The 20,298-nt window shown below is 60.2% G+C and carries 16 protein-coding genes; 5 read left to right on the top strand and 11 right to left on the bottom strand.

Going from position 1 to position 20,298, the window contains the following annotated elements:
* Nucleotides 1-5: 5 nt before the first annotated feature.
* Nucleotides 6-1,433 (bottom strand): arginine-ornithine antiporter, encoded by a 1,428-nt coding sequence (arcD, locus tag AABM52_RS24400; protein ID WP_046042233.1) that lies wholly within the window; start codon nt 1,431-1,433, stop codon nt 6-8.
* 441 nt (nt 1,434-1,874) lie between these two features.
* Between arcD (AABM52_RS24400) and arcD (AABM52_RS24395) the strand changes: the two genes are divergently transcribed.
* Nucleotides 1,875-3,302: an arginine-ornithine antiporter gene (gene arcD, locus AABM52_RS24395; protein ID WP_347908611.1), complete on the top strand. Its 1,428-nt coding sequence runs from the start codon at nt 1,875-1,877 to the stop codon at nt 3,300-3,302.
* Nucleotides 3,299-4,162, top strand: a complete 864-nt coding sequence (locus tag AABM52_RS24390) for a DNA-3-methyladenine glycosylase (RefSeq protein WP_347908609.1) — start codon at nt 3,299-3,301, stop codon at nt 4,160-4,162. Before arcD (AABM52_RS24395) ends, AABM52_RS24390 begins: the two co-directional genes overlap by 4 nt.
* Nucleotides 4,163-4,291: 129 nt before the next feature.
* Here AABM52_RS24390 and AABM52_RS24385 read toward each other — a convergent pair whose 3' ends face one another.
* The gene (locus AABM52_RS24385; RefSeq protein ID WP_347908607.1) at nt 4,292-5,641 is read right to left on the bottom strand and encodes a CoA transferase; all 1,350 of its coding nucleotides are present in this window, start codon (nt 5,639-5,641) and stop codon (nt 4,292-4,294) included.
* 174 nt (nt 5,642-5,815) lie between these two features.
* Entirely contained in the window at nt 5,816-7,954 is a 2,139-nt protein-coding gene (locus AABM52_RS24380) for a methyl-accepting chemotaxis protein (protein ID WP_347908605.1), read from the bottom strand.
* A 385-nt stretch (nt 7,955-8,339) separates the two neighbouring features.
* Between AABM52_RS24380 and AABM52_RS24375 the strand changes: the two genes are divergently transcribed.
* Nucleotides 8,340-9,209, top strand: a complete 870-nt coding sequence (locus tag AABM52_RS24375; protein WP_347908603.1) for a hypothetical protein — start codon at nt 8,340-8,342, stop codon at nt 9,207-9,209.
* 60 nt (nt 9,210-9,269) lie between these two features.
* Here AABM52_RS24375 and AABM52_RS24370 read toward each other — a convergent pair whose 3' ends face one another.
* The 8 genes from AABM52_RS24370 to gap form a co-directional block, all read right to left on the bottom strand.
* The gene (locus AABM52_RS24370; RefSeq protein ID WP_347908601.1) at nt 9,270-10,001 is read right to left on the bottom strand and encodes a hypothetical protein; all 732 of its coding nucleotides are present in this window, start codon (nt 9,999-10,001) and stop codon (nt 9,270-9,272) included.
* Between the two features lie 145 nt (nt 10,002-10,146).
* The gene (locus AABM52_RS24365; RefSeq protein ID WP_347908599.1) at nt 10,147-10,536 is read right to left on the bottom strand and encodes a YbaN family protein; all 390 of its coding nucleotides are present in this window, start codon (nt 10,534-10,536) and stop codon (nt 10,147-10,149) included.
* A 161-nt stretch (nt 10,537-10,697) separates the two neighbouring features.
* Nucleotides 10,698-11,306: a biliverdin-producing heme oxygenase gene (locus AABM52_RS24360; protein ID WP_347908597.1), complete on the bottom strand. Its 609-nt coding sequence runs from the start codon at nt 11,304-11,306 to the stop codon at nt 10,698-10,700.
* Nucleotides 11,307-11,420: 114 nt separating this feature from the next.
* Nucleotides 11,421-13,985, bottom strand: coding sequence for a TonB-dependent receptor (locus tag AABM52_RS24355; RefSeq protein WP_347908595.1), 2,565 nt, complete (start codon nt 13,983-13,985; stop codon nt 11,421-11,423).
* A gap of 122 nt (nt 13,986-14,107) precedes the next feature.
* Nucleotides 14,108-15,073, bottom strand: a complete 966-nt coding sequence (locus AABM52_RS24350) for a FecR domain-containing protein (protein WP_347908593.1) — start codon at nt 15,071-15,073, stop codon at nt 14,108-14,110.
* Between the two features lie 121 nt (nt 15,074-15,194).
* A complete protein-coding gene (locus AABM52_RS24345) occupies nt 15,195-15,713 on the bottom strand; it encodes a sigma-70 family RNA polymerase sigma factor (RefSeq protein ID WP_347908591.1) in 519 nt (172 codons plus the stop codon).
* Nucleotides 15,714-15,790: 77 nt separating this feature from the next.
* Complete coding sequence (locus tag AABM52_RS24340) at nt 15,791-16,255, bottom strand: methylglyoxal synthase (protein ID WP_347908590.1); 465 nt, start codon at nt 16,253-16,255, stop codon at nt 15,791-15,793.
* Nucleotides 16,256-16,272: 17 nt separating this feature from the next.
* The gene (gap, locus tag AABM52_RS24335) at nt 16,273-17,274 is read right to left on the bottom strand and encodes a type I glyceraldehyde-3-phosphate dehydrogenase (protein ID WP_007974423.1); all 1,002 of its coding nucleotides are present in this window, start codon (nt 17,272-17,274) and stop codon (nt 16,273-16,275) included.
* A gap of 220 nt (nt 17,275-17,494) precedes the next feature.
* Between gap and edd the strand changes: the two genes are divergently transcribed.
* Both edd and AABM52_RS24325 read left to right on the top strand, forming a co-directional pair.
* Complete coding sequence (gene edd / locus AABM52_RS24330; RefSeq protein ID WP_347908588.1) at nt 17,495-19,321, top strand: phosphogluconate dehydratase; 1,827 nt, start codon at nt 17,495-17,497, stop codon at nt 19,319-19,321.
* Entirely contained in the window at nt 19,318-20,277 is a 960-nt protein-coding gene (locus AABM52_RS24325; protein WP_347908586.1) for a glucokinase, read from the top strand. The genes edd and AABM52_RS24325 overlap by 4 nt, the downstream gene beginning before the upstream one ends.
* Nucleotides 20,278-20,298: the final 21 nt, after the last annotated feature.

The raw sequence follows: 20,298 nt of genomic DNA, 5'->3' as shown, positions 1-20,298 counted from the left end.
GGTTGTTACAGAGTCAGGAAACCGTCGTAGAGACCGTAGGCCGCCACCACGGCGCCGACGACCACTGCAGCGAAAATCAGCTTCTCGACGTTGGTGAAAACCGGTTTGTTTATTTCCAGCTTGGCCTTGGCGAACAGGATCACGCCGGGGGCGTAGAGCAGGGCGGACAGCAGCAGGTACTTGATGCCGCCGGCGTACAGCAGCCAGATCGCGTAGATCACTGCCACCGCACCGATGATGAGATCCTTCTGCCGCTCGCCCGCCGCGCCTTCGTAGCTTTCGCCACGCACCGCCAACAGCAAGGCGTAGGCCGCCGACCACAGGTAAGGCACCAGGATCATCGAGGTGGCGAGGTAGATCAGCGACAGGTAAGTGCTGGCGGAGAACAGCGTGATGATCAGGAAAACCTGGACCATGGCATTGGTCAGCCACAGGGCGTTGACCGGTACATGGTTGGCGTTTTCCTTGCGCAAAAACGCCGGCATGGTGTGGTCCTTGGCGGCGGCGAACATGATCTCCGCGCACAGCAGCACCCACGACAGCAACGCCCCCAGCAACGAGATGATCAAACCGACGCTGATCAGCACCGCGCCCCAGTGACCGACCACGTGTTCCAGCACGGCGGCCATCGAGGGGTTCTGCAGTTTGGCCAGTTCCGGCTGGGTCATGATCCCCAGCGACAGCACGTTGACCAGAACCAAAAACAGCAGCACGGTGACAAAGCCGATCACGGTGGCCTTACCCACATCGCTGCGTTTTTCCGCGCGGGCCGAAAAGATGCTCGCGCCTTCGATGCCGATGAACACCCACACGGTGACCAGCATCATCTTGCGCACCTGGTCCATCACGCTGCCCAGGTCCGGGTTCTTCAGGCCCCAGATGTCGGCGGTGAAGATGTCCAGTTTGAAAGCGAACAGCGCAATCAACATGAACAGCAGCAGCGGCACGATCTTGGCGACGGTGGTCACCAGGTTGATGAACGCTGCTTCCTTTATTCCTCGCAGCACGAGGAAATGTACGGCCCAGAGCAGCACCGAGGCACCGATCACGGCGGCAGGGGTATTCCCCTCCCCAAATAGCGGAAAGAAGTAGCCGAGCGTGCTGAACAGCAAGACGAAGTAGCCAACGTTGCCCAGCCAGGCACTGATCCAGTACCCCCAGGCGGACGAGAAGCCCATGTAGTCGCCGAAACCGGCCTTGGCGTAGGCGTACACCCCGCCATCCAGATCGGGTTTGCGGTTGGCCAGGGTCTGGAACACGAACGCCAGGGTCAACATGCCGACGGCGGTGATCGCCCAACCGATCAGAATGGCGCCGACATCCGCGCTGGCCGCCATGTTTTGTGGCAGGGAAAAGATCCCGCCACCAATCATCGAACCCACGACTAACGCAACCAGCGCGCCGAGTTTCAGTTTTCCGGGAGCTTCAGACATTGCATGACTCCAATGCAGGAGAAGAGAGGCAACAGACTAATTCTGTTGGCTATCCAATCAGCTGACTTGGATCACTAAATGAGAGCGTTCCCAGTTTGTTGGCCGAGTGCCATCATTTGCAAGGCGGCTGCCTGTAATGCTTGTTTTAGAGCCTTTTGTATATTATTTCAGTACTTTTAGAGTTTGTTTCGAATTATGACGCTAGTTGGTTTTTCAGAATTCGCAAATTTTCCATTCGGGTTTTTTGTACAAAATGGAAGTATTAGAAAAACGTATACAACAAATGATTATATCGGCGCCTCTAATAGCCGTTTTGTGCAAGTAAAAAGACGCATGTTGGCGTTATCCAATAAACGTTATTACTCTTCAACAGTTTAGTTGACGCCTGTTATGTGACGATCTCGCGGCAGTTGTCGCCCCCACAGAAATGGAGATGCAACGATGGCGCAATCACCGAGCAAGCTTCGCCTGAGCGCATTGATCGCGTTGGTGGTAGGTTCGATGATCGGTGGCGGGATTTTTTCCCTGCCGCAAAACATGGCGGCCAGGGCCGATGCCGGGGCGATCCTGATCGGTTGGGCAATCACCGCCGTCGGCATGCTGACCCTGGCGTTCGTGTTCCAGACCCTGGCCAATCGCAAGCCGGAGCTGGACTCCGGGGTATACGCCTACGCCAAGGCCGGGTTCGGCAACTACATGGGTTTTTCTTCGGCTTGGGGCTACTGGATCAGCGCCTGGCTGGGCAACGTCGGCTACTTCGTGCTGCTGTTCAGTACCCTCGGTTATTTCGTTCCGGTCTTTGGTGAAGGCAACACACCGATCGCTATCGTCTGCGCTTCGGTGTTGCTCTGGACCGTGCATTTTGTGGTGCTGCGCGGGATCAAGGAGGCTGCGTTCATCAATCAAGTGACCACCGTGGCCAAGATCGTGCCGCTGATCATGTTCATCGTAATTGCCGCCGTGGCGTTCAAGGCGGACATCTTTACCCTCGATATCTGGGGGCGCAGCAACCCGGAATTCGGCAGTGTGATGAACCAGGTTCGGCACATGATGCTGGTCACTGTGTTCGTGTTTATCGGTATCGAGGGCGCCAGTGTCTATTCGGCCCGGGCGGAGAAACGTTCCGACGTGGGCCGGGCGACGGTGATCGGGTTCATTGGGGTATTGGCGCTGCTGGTGCTGGTGAACGTGCTGTCGCTGGGGATAATGTCCCAGCCGCAACTGGCGAAATTGCAGAACCCCTCGCTGGCGGCGGTGCTTGAACATATCGTCGGCCCCTGGGGGGCGTTGCTGATCAGCGTCGGCCTGGCGATCTCGCTGTTGGGGGCCTTGTTGTCCTGGGCGCTGCTGTGCGCCGAAATCCTGTTCGCCACGGCGAAAGACAAGACCATGCCGGCATTCCTGACCAAGGAAAACGCCAACCATGTGCCGGTCAATGCGATGTGGCTGACCAACTCGATGATCCAGCTGTTCCTGCTGATCACGCTGTTTTCCGCTGGCACCTACACCAGCCTGATTTATCTGGCGTCCTCGATGATTCTGGTGCCGTACTTGTGGTCGGCGGCCTATGCGGTGTTGTTGTGCGCGCGGGGTGAAACCTATCAACAGGCGCCCGCCGAGCGGATCAAGGATTTGCTGATCGGTGGCATCGCCCTGGGCTATGCAGTGTGGTTGCTATATGCCGGCGGCCTGAAGTATTTGCTGTTGTCGGCGCTGCTGTATGCGCCGGGTGTGATCCTGTTTGCCAAGGCTCGTAATGAGCAGGGCAAGCCGCTGTTCACGGTGGTCGAGAAAGGCATTTTTACCTGCGTCATCGGTGGTGCGGGGCTGGCGGCTTATGGGTTGTACAGCGGGGTGCTCAGCCTGTGAGGTTGTTGCTGGCGTACCAGCCGCCCTATGACTGGCCTGCTTTGCTGGGGTTCTTGTCGGCGCGGGCGATTGTGGGTCTGGAAACCGTGGTCGAGGGTGTCTACTCGCGCAGCATCGACGTGCATGGCGTTCACGGTACGTTTTCGATCCGGCCTGTTGCATCCGATGCACTTGAGCTGAATCTGGACTTTCCGGAGGCTGCTGCCGTGCCCGAGATCGTTGCGCGAGTGCGGCGAATGTTCGACCTGGATGCCGACCTGTCCACGATTCACCGGCACCTGACGGTTGATCCGCTGATGGCGCGGTTGATTGCCGAACGCCCGGGCCTGCGTGTACCGGGGGCGTGGGATGGGTTGGAGCTGGCGATTCGCGCGGTACTGGGACAGCAGATTACGGTGGTGGCGGCGATCCGGTTGGCGGGCAAACTGGTTGCGCAGTACGGCACGCCGTTGAGTTCCGCGTTACCGGGAGTGACCCATGTCTTTCCCCAGGCCAGGGTTTTGGCGGACGCAGATCTGGCCGCGCTGGGCATGCCGAAAAGCCGAGGCCGGACCTTGTCGGGAGTGGCTCAGGAACTGCTCGATGATCCGCGATTGTTTGAGCCCGGCCGGGAAGGGGGCGTAGCGCGGCTTCTGGCCTTGCACGGGATTGGTGACTGGACGGCGCAATATATTGCCTTGCGTCAGTTGCGGGAGATGGATGGGTTTCCCAATGGTGACGTGGGGTTGATCAATGCGTTGGCGGCGCTGGAGGGTGGACCGGTGACAGCCAGGCAGCTATTGCAGCGGGCTGAAGGGTGGCGGCCTTATCGAGGGTATGCGGCGCAGGTGCTGTGGACTTCGTTGAGTCGGGCGGACTGAGCTGATCCGGAATTTGTACTGGCAGTCCTGACGCCTTCGCGGGCAAGCCCGCTCCCACATTTGATCGCGATAGTCAGGAAAAACGCAGTCCCTGTGGGAGCGGGCTTGCCCGCGAAGGCGATCTGACGGTCACCACCACTGCGCGCGATGTGAACCCAAATCAGTTGCTGGCAATGTCCATTGCAACGGTATCCCCGTCATCTTAAGCGGCACATGCAACCGATGCGCCGGCCCCCAGGATGTTTGTTCAACCTGAATCCCCTGATCGTTTTGGTCTTCGGCGCGCAGCGGCTCATCCGGGCCGGCACCTTGCTCGATCAACAACCTCGCCGTACGCGCCAACGACAATCGTGCCGAGCCCCCCGTACCGTCGTTCAACCGCTGTGCCAACAACCGGATCGCACTGGCCGCCATCAAGTACCCGGTGGCGTGATCGAGGGCCTGCACCGGCAATGGCGTCGGCTTGTCCGCCTGCTTCCAGCGCATGCCCGCTTCGGCAATGCCGCTGCTCATCTGCACCAGGCTGTCGAAGCCCCGCCGGTTTTGCCAGGGGCCGCTCCAGCCATAGGCGTTTAGGCAAACATCGATCAGGCCTGGGTTCAGTTGCCGACGCTCATTCATGCCCAGGCCAAGTCGTTCCAGCGCATCGGCGCGATAGCCGTGGAGCAGAATGTCGGAGTCCTTGAGCAGGGAGTCGAATACGGCGCGATCGGACCTGTCGTTCAGATCAAGACGCGCGCAACGTTTTCCCAGGGTGACTTCCGGCACCACCCCAGGCTCGTTCCAGGTCGGCGGATCGATGCGCAAGACATCGGCGCCCAGGCCTGCCAGAAAGCGACTGGCGATGGGGCCTGCCAGTACTCGGGTCAAGTCCAGTACCTTGATGCCGGCCAGTGGTCGAGCCACTGAACCTGTCCACAGTTTGCGGCTCTGGATTGGGTGGTTGGCGAACAGAACCAAGGGTTCGGCATTGACCGCCTGGCCTTGAGGATGGACCTGCCATTGTTCCCAGGTACGCATTTCGGCGGCGCAACCACCGGCCTCGACCACCGCCTGCTCCAGCTCGCTGTTCGCCCATCGAGCCACTTTGCCGGCCATCGCGGCGCGGTCGCTACAGGCACCGAGCACGCTTTCGGCAGCGGCGCGGTGATGAGGCGCATTGGTATGCAGGCGAATCCAGCCATCGCGGGTGGCGTAGTCACCGGCGATAGGGTCCCACAGCGGCGGAACGCTCCAGTCAAGCGGACGAATCGAGGTTGAGAACCAGAATGATGCGAGGCGTCGGTCGACCTCAAGGTCGGGCAGGTGCCCGGTTTGCTGGTGCAACAGATCGCTGGCGGCGTGGCCTGCGGCAGCGATGCTGGCGCAGGCCAGATCCGTAACGGCAAACGCCGAGGGCAGGGCGCCGCTGGAGGTGAATGGAACCGGGGTGTGAGGCAAACCGAGTGCGGCTTGAATGGACGTGAGCAGATCAGTCATCGAAGGGCTCTCCGGAGTGAGAGCCAGATCTTAGATCAAAACTCGAGTCCCGATGACATCCCTTTGTGGGAGCGGGCTTGCTCGCGAAGACGGAACTACATTCAACATCAATGTTGATTGAAAGACCGCTATCGCGAGCAAGCTCGCTCCCACAGGGGATCTTCGGTAGTTTCTTTAAACGCGGAACTGATCCATCAACTTCATCTGGTGAGTGGTCAGGGAGTTGAGCTGGCTGCTGATCTGCGCCGATTCCGTGGCCTGGCCGGTCAGGGTTTCGGTGACGGTGCGGATCGCCGAGACGTTGCGGTTGACCTCTTCGGCGACGGCGCTTTGCTGTTCGGCGGCGCTGGCGATTTGCAGGTTCATGTCGCTGATCACGGTGACCGCATCGCTGATCTTGCCCAAGGCCTGGACCGCCTGCTGGATCTGCCCGGCGTTGCTGTGGGCCTGGGTCTGGCTTGAGTGCATGGTGGCGACCACGCCGCGGGTGCCGCTCTGGATGCGTTCGATCACCAGGCGAATTTCTTCCACCGAGTCCTGGGTGCGTTTGGCCAGGTTGCGCACTTCATCGGCGACCACCGCGAAGCCACGACCGCTTTCACCGGCACGGGCGGCTTCGATGGCGGCGTTGAGCGCCAGCAGGTTGGTTTGCTCGGCGATGCTGCGAATCACCTCCAGCACCGAACCGATCTGCTCGCTGTTGACTGCCAGGGCCTCGACTTCGGTCACGGCCTTGCTGACTTCTTCGGCCAGTTGATTGATGTCGCGGGTGCTGCGCTCGATGATCGACATGCCGTCGCGGGCCGACTGGTCGGCACCTTTCGCCGCATTGGCCGCGTTCGAGGCGCTGTTGGCGACATCGTGGGCGGTGGCGCTCATTTCGTTGGACGCCGTGGCGACCTGGTCGATTTCGCGGAACTGCACCTGCATGCCTTCACTGGTCTGGCGGGCGATTTCCGAAGACTGGTCGGCGGTGCCACGGGCATCGGTGATGCTTTGCTTGATCTGCGCGATGGTCGGTTGCAGCTTGTCCAGGAAGCGGTTGAACCAGCTGACCAGTTCGCCCAGTTCGTCCTTTTTGCTGTAGTGCAGACGCTGGGTCAGGTCGCCGTCGCCGCTGGCAATCGCCTTGAGCATGTCGGCCACGCTGTTGATCGGGCGGGTCACGCCGGACGCGGTGAGCCACATCAGCAATAGCCCGAGCAAGCCGGCAATCACCGCCACCGACAGCGCCTTGAGCGTGCCGCTTTGCTGGGCATCGTCGAGGACTGCTTGCAGCTTCACCGAGTCGGCCAGCAGCACTTGTTTGGGCAGGTCGATCACCACGGCCCAGGCCTTGGCGTCGGCAATCGGGCTGACCGGGTACACCGCGCGGATCAGATCGCCTTGCTGGAGAATCTTCGGCGCGCCATTGGCGACCAATTGCAGGATGTCCTTGCCATCGCCGCCCAGGGCATCGCCGATGTTCTTGCCGACTTTGCCGGCATCGACACTGTAGGCGGCCAGCACGCCAGTGCCGGAAACGATGAGCATGTGCCCGGCACTGTTGAACAGGTCGCGTTGGGAGTTGACCGCCGCCGCTTGCAGGGCGTCGAGGGCGATGTCGATACCGACCACGCCGATGGACTTGCCCTCCACCAGCAGCGGTACGGAAATGGTGGTCATCAACACTTCCTTGCCGCCGACCGTATCGGCGTAGGGGTCGAGCAGGCAGGTGCGCTTGCTGTCCCGCGGGCAGGTGTACCAGACGTTGTACGGCGTGCCGCTGAGGTTCAGGGTAGTTTTGGTCATGTCCTCTTCGACCATGATCGTGTTCAGTGACTCACCACCGGCACGGCTCCAGTAGGTGGCGAAACGACCGATCTCGTTGGACTGGCGGGCGGCGTCATCGACGAACTCGCTGTCCTTGCCATCCAGGCCGTTGGGTTCGAACGCCAGCCAGATGCCCAGCACTTTGCCGTTGCGCTCGAACGCGGTTTTCAGGCTCTGGTTCAACTCTTCTCGCAAGACGCCGGGCGCAAGCTCGCGCTTGGCGGCCAGGTTGCGCATGCCCTGGATCTGGTCCGCGAGGGCGGTCACCACCGTCAGGGTTTCACCGAAGGTCTTTTGCACCCGCACCGCTTGCTCGGCGGCCTTGGCCTGGAGCAGGTCCTGTCCACTGGCGGTGAGCATTGTGCTGCTGGAGTCGCTGACCAGGTCATCGTTCTGATTGGTCTGGTAGATGTTCATACCCACTATCAAGGCGACTACGCCCAGCAGGCACAGACCGGACAGCAGGACGATTTTCAGGCGGATGGACAGTGAGTCGAACATAGGGCGAGCTCGCGAATGGATGAAGTGTTGGCTGTGGGCCGTTGCGGCTCACTCGCTAAATCCATTTAGCGCCGGTCAATGCACATCGGCGTGGCGTTGAGGTTACATGAGGGGCAACCCGACGAACGGTAATGGTTGAACGTTTGCGCAGAAAAATGTGCCGAAAACGGGGTTAAAAAGAGAAAAAAACGCGGGACGGATTCAGGAGGAGTTCACGCCTCGAGTTTTGAGGCGACAGGCTAGGGGGCGTGTGTTCCAGCATATATATATATATGTACCGCTTCTCGTGGTGGGCGGGACGTTTAAATGCAGATGCCACTTCGGTGGAACGCTTCCGGAAGTCTTGGCTTCTGGCATCTGATTTTAAGTAGTGAGAAAACACATCATGTGGAACACAAGTTGTAAAAGTGCCGGGTTACGCTCGTTGTTGTTCTTGGGGATGTTACTGGCGGCGGATGCGACACCTGCAATGTCCTTTCTGAGTGCGGCAGTTGTTTCGGGTATCGCCTCTCAAGTAACAACGGCGGTAACGGTACTGCCGGACAAACTGAACACGCTTGAGGACGGTCTGGCTGACGAAGCGGATTTGAAGCATTACAGCTTCATCGCCGTACGGGGACAGAACGTGTTGATCCATGCGGGTGGGACAAAAGGCGGGCCATTTACCCTGGAATATAGTCGCAATGAAAACTGGGTGACTATCCCTTGGGGGGAACCCTTTACGGTGTCTGGCCTGGAGCCGAATCAAGTAGTTCTGGTTCGCATCTCGAAGACGCTGTCTGCCCCGTTCGTGGTGGGTGATACCTACGACCTTAAGTTGGGTTCAGCACCTTATTACGCCGACAGTCACGTTCGGGGCGATGCAGGCGAGCTACCGTCTTACTGGGCGACCACACAGGCTTACAGAGTTTTGAATTGGTCGGTCCGGTTGAAGGATTCGACAGGCAACCCACTCGAGGGTGGTACCGCTACTTTAAAATTGAACAAGGGTGCGGATGAGGCTTCGTTCGATCTTGTAACAGACGGTACTGGTAACGCTGCGGGCGCCATTCAGTTGGGCGGGTGTCATGGCCAACTGAAGTCTGACCCTTTCTGGACCAGCAGTGGCAAGTATCACTATAAGTGGGAAGTCGAGTACAACCTGGGGTATTGGTTGATCCAGGTTCAAGGCAAAGACGCGTCGGGGGTGGGAGGTCGCAGCGTGCCGAACGTTTCATTCGCACAGATATGCAATCAAAGGATGTTGCGTAATTAGGGCTGTCATCTTCCCGGCAAAGCGACTGTGCATGAGCGCTTTGCCGGGCGAATCATACGATCAGGCCTCGATGTGCAGCCCCTGCTTTTTCACGCTCGGATCCTGTTCGGACTTTTTATGCAATTGGTCCAGCCAAGAGTCCGGACTTCTCAGGTCCAATGCGCCTTTGCTCAACAATAATCCATAGTCAATCAGCGTATGGAAGTTGCTCAGGCCAAGTTTCACCTTGCCCTCGAACTGTGGCTTGTCCAGCTGGACCAGTTCGATCACGGCGATTGCGTGCTTGAGAGTCAAGGATTGCAAGCCTTTGGTCTCGTTCAACAGGCTATTCAGTATCTCCTCATCCTTGGGGGTCAATGTGTTGGGGGGCGAAGTGACTTTCAACTGACCGTCTTCGGCTATCGTGAAGCCGATGACGTTTTTGGCCATGCTTGACCATTTGCTCTGCAGGTCTTTCTTGAAGTCGGCGTATATCCCTTCCATATCGCGGAGCATATCTCCTGCGCGAAGCTCTTTAGCCCAAAGGATTACGTCTCTGTAGCACTCTATTTGATAAGGCAGGCCGGAATACTTGCTGCCTGTACCGGATACCTCCAAAAACTTTTCCAAATCATCCAGGTCTTTGCTAGTGATACCTGTTCTTATAGGGGACCGGAGTTTCTCGATGGTCAAATTCACCCTTTTCTCATCTATTGCCAGGTCTTCGACTTTCTTGGGTTGGGCTGTTTCCGTGCTCGTTTTCACGGGCTGCGGGTTCGGAATTTGAAAAGATGCAGCGGCACTTATATTCATATCGGCTTCTCGTTGTGGGGGCATGGTGCTTAACGGCCAGGCCCAAAAATGGATGACCTGATAAACACGTAGGAAAAATCCGAACGGGAAGTAGGTGCTTTCAAGTGCGCTGTTGCTGGAAATTACAGGGAGGTTTGAAGAGGTTTCAGGTGACTTGCGGCAGTGATTCCGGTCTCGACCAGATCCACAGGTTGCCCAGGCCCATCCCGGCAATCGCCAGGTAGATCGGCCAGCCGTGATCGAGCATCACCAGCATCAGACCGGCGCATAACAGCATGCTGACAGTGGCGCTGACTTTTGCCCGGCGCGCGATGATCTTGCCGTTGCGCCAGTTATGGAGGATGGGGCCGAACAGCCGGTGATTTTCCAGCCATGCACTCAGGCGCGGCGAGCTGCGGGTCGCGGCCCAGGCGGCCAGCAGGATGAACTCGGTGGTTGGCAGGCCGGGTATGACGATGGCGATCAGGCCAATGCCCAGGCTGACATAGGCCAGCAGGCCGAAGAGGAGGCGGGAGAGTTTGGAAGAGGTAGGCATGGGCTCTGGGGGGGCGTGTGACGCTGAATGGAGATCTTACAGATTCACCCGGCCTTTTGTGGGAGCGAGCCTGCTCGCGATAGCTGAGTATCAGTCGACAATAATGCTGTCTGGAATACCGTCATCGCGAGCAGGCTCGCTCCTACAGGGTCGGTGTTGTGTCAGGCGACTTCCGGTGCGCTGGCGTATGCCTGCTCCAGCAACACGGTAAAACGGTTGAACGCGTCGATGGCGCCTTTTTCCACTTCGGCTTCCTCCTGGGTGCTGAACTCCAGGCTATCCAGGGTTTTGACGAAGCTCTTCCAGCCGTCAGCGCGGCCACCGGCCGGTTCGCCGAGGTGGCGGGCGCCGAAGGTTTCGCTCAGGCCAAGGCCTACGGCACGCTTGATCAGGAACGCCGCACCGAGCTTCGAGCCTTCCGAAACAAAGATCCAGCCCAGGGCTTGAGCCTTGGTCGGGTTCTTCAGTGCGCCGGCGACAGGTGCCGGCACGTCGGTGTCCAGGTCCGCGAGGTCGGCCCTGGCGGCATCGGCACGGCAGCGGGCGGGCAGGTCCGGGACGATGGCGGTCAGTTCGGCATCGTTGTACAGCGACACCAGTTCCGACTGGAACAGGTACTGCGCCACCACGAAGCGGGCGAAATTGGCCGGGGTTTCAAACGGGGCATGGGCCTTGACCAGGGCATCGAGCTTGCTGTGCGGCTCGTTGGTGATCTGGTTCAAACGTTGCGAACGCAGGTTGGGGCGTTGTTCGGTGGCCTGGGTAGTCATGGCAATTCCTTGGAGAAAGAAGAGGCGCTTGGTAACGAGACGAACAGGGAGGCGCCTGACAGTAAAAAATCCTCACCGGGCGGCTTGACGAAACAGCCCGGCGAGATGAGCGGATCAGATATCCCAGATCAGGTTGACCGCAAAGTTGCGACCCGGCTGGGTCAGGCGGTCGAGGTTGGCCGGTTGGGTCACCGAGGCTTCGCCGACGCTGTCGTAACCGCGCACGTCATCCCACAGCCAGTACTTCTTGTCGGTGAGGTTGTAGACGCCGCCGCTGACGGTCACGTCGTCGGTCACCTTGTAGAACGCGCTCAGGTCCAGAATGCCGAAACCGGGGGTCTTGAACTGGGTGCTGGTGCCGTCCGGAGTCTTGAAGCTGGTGCTGTCGACGCGGTCCTTCTTCTTCACCAGCGTCCAGCTGAGCAAACCGCCGTAGGTGTCCTGGTCGTAGCCGAGGCCGAATACGCCGGTCAGCGGGTTGACGCTGTTGAGCGGCTCGCCGTTGTCGTCGTTGCGACCGTAGGCATAGGCCACCGAGCCCTGGGTATAGAGGCCTTGCGGTGCGCCGAAGGTGTCGAGGTTCAGGCGGCCCTTGACCTCGGCACCCTTGATGGTGGCGTGCTTGATGTTGTTGCTCTGGAACGTGGTCTCGGTGTAGCCCGGAGTGATGGCGTTTTCGTTAATGAAGTCGCGGTACTTGTTGTAGAACACCGCCACATCAAAGGAGCCCTGCTCGAAGTTGCCGCGCAAACCCGTCTCGTAACTTTTGCTTTTTTCCGGTTCCAGGTCCGGATTAGGCGCGACCCGATAGCCGCCAGCGATGTTTTCGAAACGACCATACAAAGCCTTGGCGGTCGGGGTGCGGAAGCCTTCGGCGTACTGGCCGTACCAGGTGTAGTGGTCGTTGAAGCTGTAGGTGGTGCCGAACTTCGGCGACAGGCGATGCCAGGTCTTGGTCTCGTCGCTCACCGTGCCGTTGCCGCTCTGATCGGCGGTGGCCAGGAACTCTTCGGTGATGTGCGGCTTGAGTTGGGTGTAGTCGTAGCGGGCACTGGGTACGAAGGTCCAGTTGCCCCAACTGATCTGATCCTGGGCGAACAGGGCGTAGCTGTTGACGGTCGGGTTCGGGAAGTCACTGGCGGGTGTCAGCGTGTCGGTGGCGCTAGGCGCACCGATGGCCCGGCAGGCGCCGGCCACGGTCAGGCAAGTGCCGGTACCGGTACGCAGGCCGGTGATTTTGTCCTGCTTGATGGTGGTGCCATAGGTGACGAGGTGTTCGGTGTCGGCGATGGCAAACGACTTGTCAGCCTGGGCGTCGAACACCCATTGGCGATCCTTGTAGTTGGTATCGCGGTTACGCAACACGGTCCGCGACGGCGCGTAGATCTCTTCGGTGCTCTGGTCGGTCTTGGCGATCTGGTAGTTCAGCGTCCACTTGATGTTGTCAGCCAGTGCGCTGTCCAGACCGAAGCTGTGTTCCAGGCCAAAGCGTTCGCGGGTGATCGTGTCGTTGCCGGTACGGGACTTGTAGAAGCCGAAACCGCGTCCGGCATTGAACGGGCCGCCCACCGCGCTCAATTGATTGGTGTCACGGTCGTCCTTGTAATGCTCGTAGGTCAGGCCCAGGCGCGCGTCGTCGGCATAGTTCCAGCCCAGTTTGGCCAGCACGCTGGTGGTGCGCGCGTCCTGGGGGTTGGCTTCAGTACGGTTCAGGCCAGTGCCGCCGGTTTCGCCATAGGACTCTGTTTCATGACCGTTGCGTTGACTCAGATGCAACAGGCCATCGAACTCGCCGGTGCGGCCGGCGACGGTGCCGGACGTCAGCCAGCTGTCGTCAGCGGAGCTGTAGCCGGTTTTCAGGCGTGCGCCGACATCCTTGCCCGGCTTGATGATGTCGTCCGGGTCCAGCGTGTAGTAGCTGACCGCACCGCCAATGGCGTTGCTGCCATACAGCACCGACGCCGGGCCCCGGAGGATTTCCACACGCTTGACGATTTCCGGGTCGACATAGTTACGGTTGGTCTGGGCATAGGGGCCATTGAAGAAACCGTCGGGCACCTGCACGCCATCGACCTGGGTCAGCACGCGGTCGCCATCAATGCCGCGAATGTTGTAGCCGGTGATGCCGGCGCGTTGGCCTGAACCGCCCACCGAAACACCGGGTTCGTAGCGCACCAGTTCCTTGATGGTATTGACGTTGTTGCGGTCCAGATCTTCGCGGGTGTAGACGGAGACCGTGCTCGGGACGCTGTTCACATCCTGCTCGGTACGGGTGGCGCTGATGGTGACCTGATCCAGATTGAGGGCACTGCTACCGCTGCGCTTCTCCAGCACGATGCTGTTGTTGCCCAGTTTGCGATAGCCCAGGTTGGTCCCCACCAACAGGCGATCCAGGGCTTTCTCCGGTGACAGCGAGCCGCGTACTCCCGGCGAGGCCACACCCTGTGCCAGTTCCGACGACACGCCGACCTGCCAGCCGGTCACGGCGGTAAAGGCATTGAGTGCCGACACCAGTGATTGCTGGGGAATGGCGAACGAGTAGTCGCCCATTTTGCGGCTCGATTGCTCGGTGGCGGTGGCGGCCATCAGCGGTGCGGTACCGGCCATCAGGATGGCAGCGGTCAGCAGCGACAGCACGCGGGAGGGTGAAGGGGCTTGGCGGGTAAGGCGAGAGGACATCGATAGCGCTCCGTGTCGCACGAATCTTTATAGGTGCTGATTGGCATAGTGAGATGCGAATCAATTGCATTGGCTATAACGAGACGTACGGGGTTTGGCTATCGAGTAAAAATAATTCTCATTCAGTTCAGGATGACCAGCGCCGGGAATTCCTGGAGCCGGGCCGAGGTGATGTGCGCCAGGGAGCGAACCACGTCCAGCGGCTGATCGAGGCGGTAGTTGCCCGTCACGGTGACATCGGCCAACTGTTCGTTGTTGTTGATGATCCAGCCCGGGTAGTAGCGGCGAAGTTCTGCCAGCACCTGGTTCAACGGGCAGTTTTCGAACACCAGCCGTCCCTGGACCCACGCCAGGTCAGTGGCGGCATCCAGCCTGGCCGGGCGGTCGAAACCGTTGGGGCCGATGCGGATGCTTTCCCCGGCGGACAAGCGCACCCGCGCGTCATTCCGGGTGGCGCGCAAATCGACATCCCCACGCTGTACCTGCACCTGCGCTACGCCGTCGAGGTAACGCACGGCAAACGCGGTATCGCGAACGCTGGCGGTGACCGGGCCGGCGTCGATTTCCAGTGGTTGGCCGCGATTGGCCTGCACTTCGAAAAACGCTTCGCCCTGATACAGGCGGGCAACACGTTGCTGGTTGTTGATGGTGCTTGAGAACGCCGAATTGGTATTGAGCAGAACCGTGGACCCGTCCTCCAGTTGCAGGCGCTGGCGCTCGCCGACCACGGTCAGGTGATCGGCCTGCAGGCGCATCGGCAGATTGCTGAAACTGAACAGTCCGAGGATCAGCACGGCGGCCGTGGCCAGTGGTTTCCAGTGCGGACGCAGACGGGCGAGGACAGTGACTTTCGCCGGACGGGAAGCCAGGTTTTGCGCGCACCGCGCCACTTGCGGGCCGTCCCAGATCGCCTGGGCCTTGGCGAACGCCTGGGCATTCAACGGATCGGCGTCGAGCCATGCATGGAACTGGCGGGTCTGCTCCTCGTCGGGACTGCCGAGCACGATCAGCCAGTCCAGGGCCTGGTCCATCGCACTTGCGGGGCCCTGCGCCGATGTAGGCTCAGGGGAGCGGTGGTTGTCCGTCACGGTGTTTCCTCGGCAGTGTCTGTGCACGGCTGTTTTTTTAGTGAAGCGTAAAAAGTGGGCCAAGGGTAGCAAAGCCCGATGGTCAACGCAGTCGGTCCAAGTAAGCGCAGGGGAGTGGCGCTCAGTTGGCGTTCAAGCGATCGGCAACCCCGATGCAGATCGACATGATCAGTTTGAGTTCTTTCTGCACGGTGCTGAGGGACACGTTCAGCTCCTCGGCGATTTCCTGGTAGCTGTGCCCGTGCAGGCGGCTGAGGATGAAAATCCGCTGTTGGCGGGCGCTGAGTTGACCGAGGCTCACGTTCAGGCGCTCCAGCAATTGTTCGGCGTGGGCGGCGTCTTCGGTGCTGCTGGTGGGGGCGGCGATGCTGTGCATCACCTCCTGCGGCACGTCGTCGACCATGGTGCGCGAATGAATACGCCGCGCGCGCAGATGGTCCAGCGCCAGGTTGCGCGCCGTCTGGAAGACAAAGGGCTCAAGATGATCGATGGCCCGTTCGTTCAATGCGCGGGTCACCCGCAGGTAGGTTTCCTGCAAGAGGTCTTCAGCGGTGCTGTGATTGTTGACCATCCGTTCCAGCGTGCGCAGCAGGGAGGTGCGCTGGGCGAGGAAAACGTGGTTGAAGCGTGACTGACTCACGGGGGAACCTGATCCATTTCGAGTAGATGATAATGCTTATCATCTACTCGAATGGTCAAGTACTGATTTGTGAAGCCTTATGCGCGGCCCTGCAAATAGGTGGCGTAATCGGGAATCCGATGGGAGTGCGCCTGATCCATCAGCGGACTGCTGAGCAGATAGTCGGCGCTGCATTCGTTGCACGCCACCGGAATGTTCCACACCGCCGCGACCCGCAGCAATGCCTTGATGTCCGGGTCGTGGGGCTGGGGTTCGAACGGGTCCCAGAAAAACACCAGCATGTCGACCCGCTGCTCGGCGATTTGCGCGCCGAGCTGTTGGTCGCCGCCCAGCGGCCCACTGATCATGCTTTGCACCGGCAGGTCGAGGCGTTGTTGCAACAACAACCCCGTGGTGCCGGTGGCGACCAGATCATGCCGGGCCAGCCTGTCTTTTTGCCGTTCGGCCCAGTCCAGCAAGAACACCTTGCAGTGGTCATGGGCGACCAGGGCGATACGCTTGCGCGCCGCAATGGTCTTTTGCGTAAAGCTGATGCCGATCATCGATAGTTGCTCCGGGCTTATTCGGCGTTGCACAGCGCCAGGCAGTTATCGAGCATGCGGTTGGAGAAGCCCCATTCGTTGTCATACCACGCCAGCACCTTGAGCAGCTTGCCGCTGGATTTGGTGTGGTTGGCGTCGAAGATCGACGACAGCGGGTTGTGGTTGAAGTCGCTGGAGACCAGCGGCAGGGTGTTGTAGCCAAGAATCTTCGAGTGCTGGCTGGCTTCTTTCATCAGCGCATTGACCTCATCGGCCGACGCTTCGCGCTTGAGCTGCACCGTCAGGTCCACCAGCGACACATTGATCACCGGTACGCGCACCGACATGCCGGTCAGTTTGCCCGCCAGTTCCGGCAGCACCAGCCCCACCGCTTCAGCAGCACCGGTCTTGCTCGGGATCATGTTCTGGGTAGCCGAACGGGCGCGGTACGGATCGACGTGATAGACGTCGGTCAGGTGCTGATCGTTGGTGTAGGCGTGGATGGTGGTCATCAGGCCGCTTTCGATGCCCAGCTCGCGATGCAGCACCTGGGCCACCGGGGCCAGGCAGTTGGTGGTGCACGACGCATTGGAAATGATCTGGTGCGATTGGCGCAGAATGTCGTGGTTCACCCCGTAAACGACGGTGGCGTCGGCGCCTTTGGCCGGGGCCGAGATAATCACTTTGCGCGCGCCCGCCGTAATATGCGCGGCGGCCTTGGCCCGGTCGGTGAACAGACCGGTGCATTCGAACACCACGTCAATCTTTTCCGCGGCCCAGGGCAGGTCGGCCGGGTTGCGGATGGCGCTGACCGAAATGCGGTCGCCGTTGACCGTCAGGCTCTCCTGGTCGTGCTGGACATCGGCATCGAACGTGCCGTGAACGGTGTCGTACTTGAGCAGATGAGCATTGATCGCGCTGTCGCCCAGGTCGTTGATGGCGACGATCTGCAGATCCTGACGGTAGCCCTGGGTATAGAGTGCGCGCAGGACATTACGGCCGATGCGGCCAAAACCATTGATTGCGATTCGAAGAGTCATAGTGCGGCGCTACCGTCGTTTTGTTGTTGGAATTACAAGATTATTCGCAAAAAAATAGAAAACAAGCCTTTTTAATGGCAATATTTTGTTCAATCTACAACGAGTGACCTGAATCAACTGGTCCAACCGATCAAGAAAACCGTCTGTCATCCCATCGACACCGGCCTTTGATCAGCATAGACAATCAGGTCGCCACATCCGTTAGCCTGGAGTTCTACACATGCATCCCCGCGTCCTTGAGGTCACCGAACGGCTTATCGCCCGCAGCCGCGCCACGCGTGAGGCTTACCTTGCATTGATTCGCGGTGCAGCCAGCGACGGTCCGATGCGCGGCAAGCTGCAATGCGCCAACTTCGCCCATGGCGTGGCCGGTTGCGGCAGCGATGACAAGCACAGCCTGCGGATGATGAACTCCGCCAACATCGCGATAGTTTCGTCATATAACGACATGCTCTCGGCGCACCAGCCGTACGAAGTCTTCCCGGAGATGATCAAAAAGGCCCTGCGCGAGATCGGCTCCGTCGGCCAGTTCGCCGGTGGCACCCCGGCCATGTGCGATGGCGTGACCCAGGGCGAGCCGGGCATGGAACTGAGCCTGCCGAGCCGCGAAGTGATCGCGTTGTCCACGGCCGTGGCGCTGTCTCACAACATGTTCGACGGCGCGCTGATGCTCGGCATCTGCGACAAGATCGTGCCGGGCCTGATGATGGGCGCGCTGCGCTTTGGCCATCTGCCGATGATCTTCGTGCCGGGCGGGCCGATGGTGTCGGGCATTTCCAACAAGCAGAAAGCCGACGTGCGCCAGAAGTACGCCGAGGGCAAGGCGACCCGCGAAGAGCTGCTGGAATCGGAAATGAAGTCCTACCACAGCCCTGGCACCTGCACCTTCTACGGCACCGCCAACACCAACCAGTTGCTGATGGAAGTCATGGGCCTGCACCTGCCGGGCGCGTCCTTCGTCAACCCGAACACGCCGTTGCGCGACGCCTTGACCCGCGAAGCCGCGCACCAAGTCACGCGCCTGACCAAGCAGAACGGTGACTACATCCCGATTGGTGAAATCGTCGACGAGCGTTCGCTGGTCAACTCGATTGTCGCGCTGCACGCTACGGGCGGCTCGACCAACCACACCCTGCACATGCCGGCCATCGCCATGGCGGCGGGCATTCAGTTGACCTGGCAGGACATGGCCGACCTCTCCGAAGTCGTGCCGACCCTCAGCCACGTGTACCCGAACGGCAAAGCCGACATCAACCACTTCCAGGCCGCGGGCGGCATGTCGTTCCTGATTCGCGAACTGCTGGAAGCCGGGCTGCTCCACGAAAACGTCAACACCGTGATGGGCCACGGCCTGAGCCGCTACACCCAGGAGCCGTTCCTCGACAATGGCCAACTGGTCTGGCGCGAAGGCGTGACCGACAGCCTCGATGAAAGCATCCTGCGTCCGGTCGCCCGTGCGTTCTCGGCTGAAGGTGGCCTGCGGGTGATGGAAGGCAATCTCGGTCGTGGCGTGATGAAAGTCTCCGCCGTGGCCGTGGAAAACCAGATCGTCGAAGCGCCGGCCATGGTGTTCCAGGATCAGCAGGACCTGGCCGATGCGTTCAAGGCCGGTTTGCTGGAGAAGGATTTTGTCGCGGTGATGCGCTTCCAGGGCCCGCGCTCCAACGGCATGCCGGAGCTGCACAAGATGACGCCGTTCCTCGGCGTGCTGCAGGATCGCGGCTTCAAAGTCGCGCTGGTGACCGACGGGCGCATGTCCGGCGCGTCGGGAAAAATCCCGGCGGCCATTCATGTCAGCCCCGAAGCTTATGTCGGTGGCGCTTTGGCGCGGGTGCAAGAGGGCGATATCATCCGCGTCGATGGCGTCAAAGGCACCCTGGAGCTTAAGGTGGACGCCGAAGAATTCGCAGCGCGCACGCCGGCCAAATGCCTGTTGGGCAACAACATCGGCACCGGTCGCGAGCTGTTCGGTTTCATGCGCATGGCCTTCAGCTCGGCGGAGCAGGGCGCCAGCGCCTTTACTTCTGCCCTGGAGACGCTTAATTGAAACTGGCTTTGGTCGGTGACATCGGTGGGACCAACGCACGTTTCGCGTTGTGGAAAAACCAGCAACTAGAAAGCGTCCAGGTGCTGGCGACGGCCGACCATGCCAGCCCGGAGGAGGCGATAAGTCTCTACCTGAGCGGGCTCGGTCTGGCGCCAGGTTCAATTGGCTCGGTTTGCCTGTCGGTGGCCGGTCCCGTGAGCGGCGACGAATTCAAGTTCACCAACAATCACTGGCGCTTGAGCCGCAAGGGCTTTTGCCAGGCCTTGCAAGTGGATCAGTTGCTGCTGGTCAACGATTTCTCGGCCATGGCCCTGGGCATGACCCGTTTGCAGCCCGGCGAATTCCGCGTGGTCTGCGAAGGCACGCCGGAGCCGCTGCGCCCGGCGGTGGTGATTGGCCCGGGCACTGGCCTGGGCGTCGGCACCTTGCTCGATCTGGGCGAGGGCCGTTTCGCCGCGTTGCCGGGAGAGGGCGGTCACGTCGATCTGCCGTTGAGCAGTCCGCGTGAAACCCAACTCTGGCAGCACATCTTCAACGAAATTGGCCATGTCAGTGCAGAAACAGCCCTGAGCGGTGGCGGCTTGCCCCGCGTCTACCGGGCGATCTGCGCGGTGGACGGGCACACGCCGGTGCTCGACACGCCGGAAGCGATTACCGCTGCCGGGCTGGCGGGCGACCCGATTGCCGTGGAAGTGCTTGAGCAGTTCTGCTGCTGGCTCGGTCGCGTGGCCGGCAACAACGTACTGACCACTGGCGGACGCGGTGGCGTGTACATCGTTGGCGGGGTGATTCCGCGGTTTGCCGATTTCTTCCTCGAAAGCGGTTTCGCCCGGTGCTTCGCCGACAAGGGTTGCATGAGCGATTACTTCAAGGGGATTCCGGTGTGGCTGGTGACGGCGCCGTATTCGGGGTTGATGGGTGCGGGTGTGGCTTTGGAACAATCTCTCCCGGCTTGAAACCCGATTACTTGTAGGAGC

The sequence above is a fragment of the Pseudomonas grandcourensis genome (genome assembly GCF_039909015.1).
GTDB lineage: Bacteria > Pseudomonadota > Gammaproteobacteria > Pseudomonadales > Pseudomonadaceae > Aquipseudomonas > Aquipseudomonas grandcourensis.
This window is presented reverse-complemented; position numbering and strand designations above follow the sequence as displayed.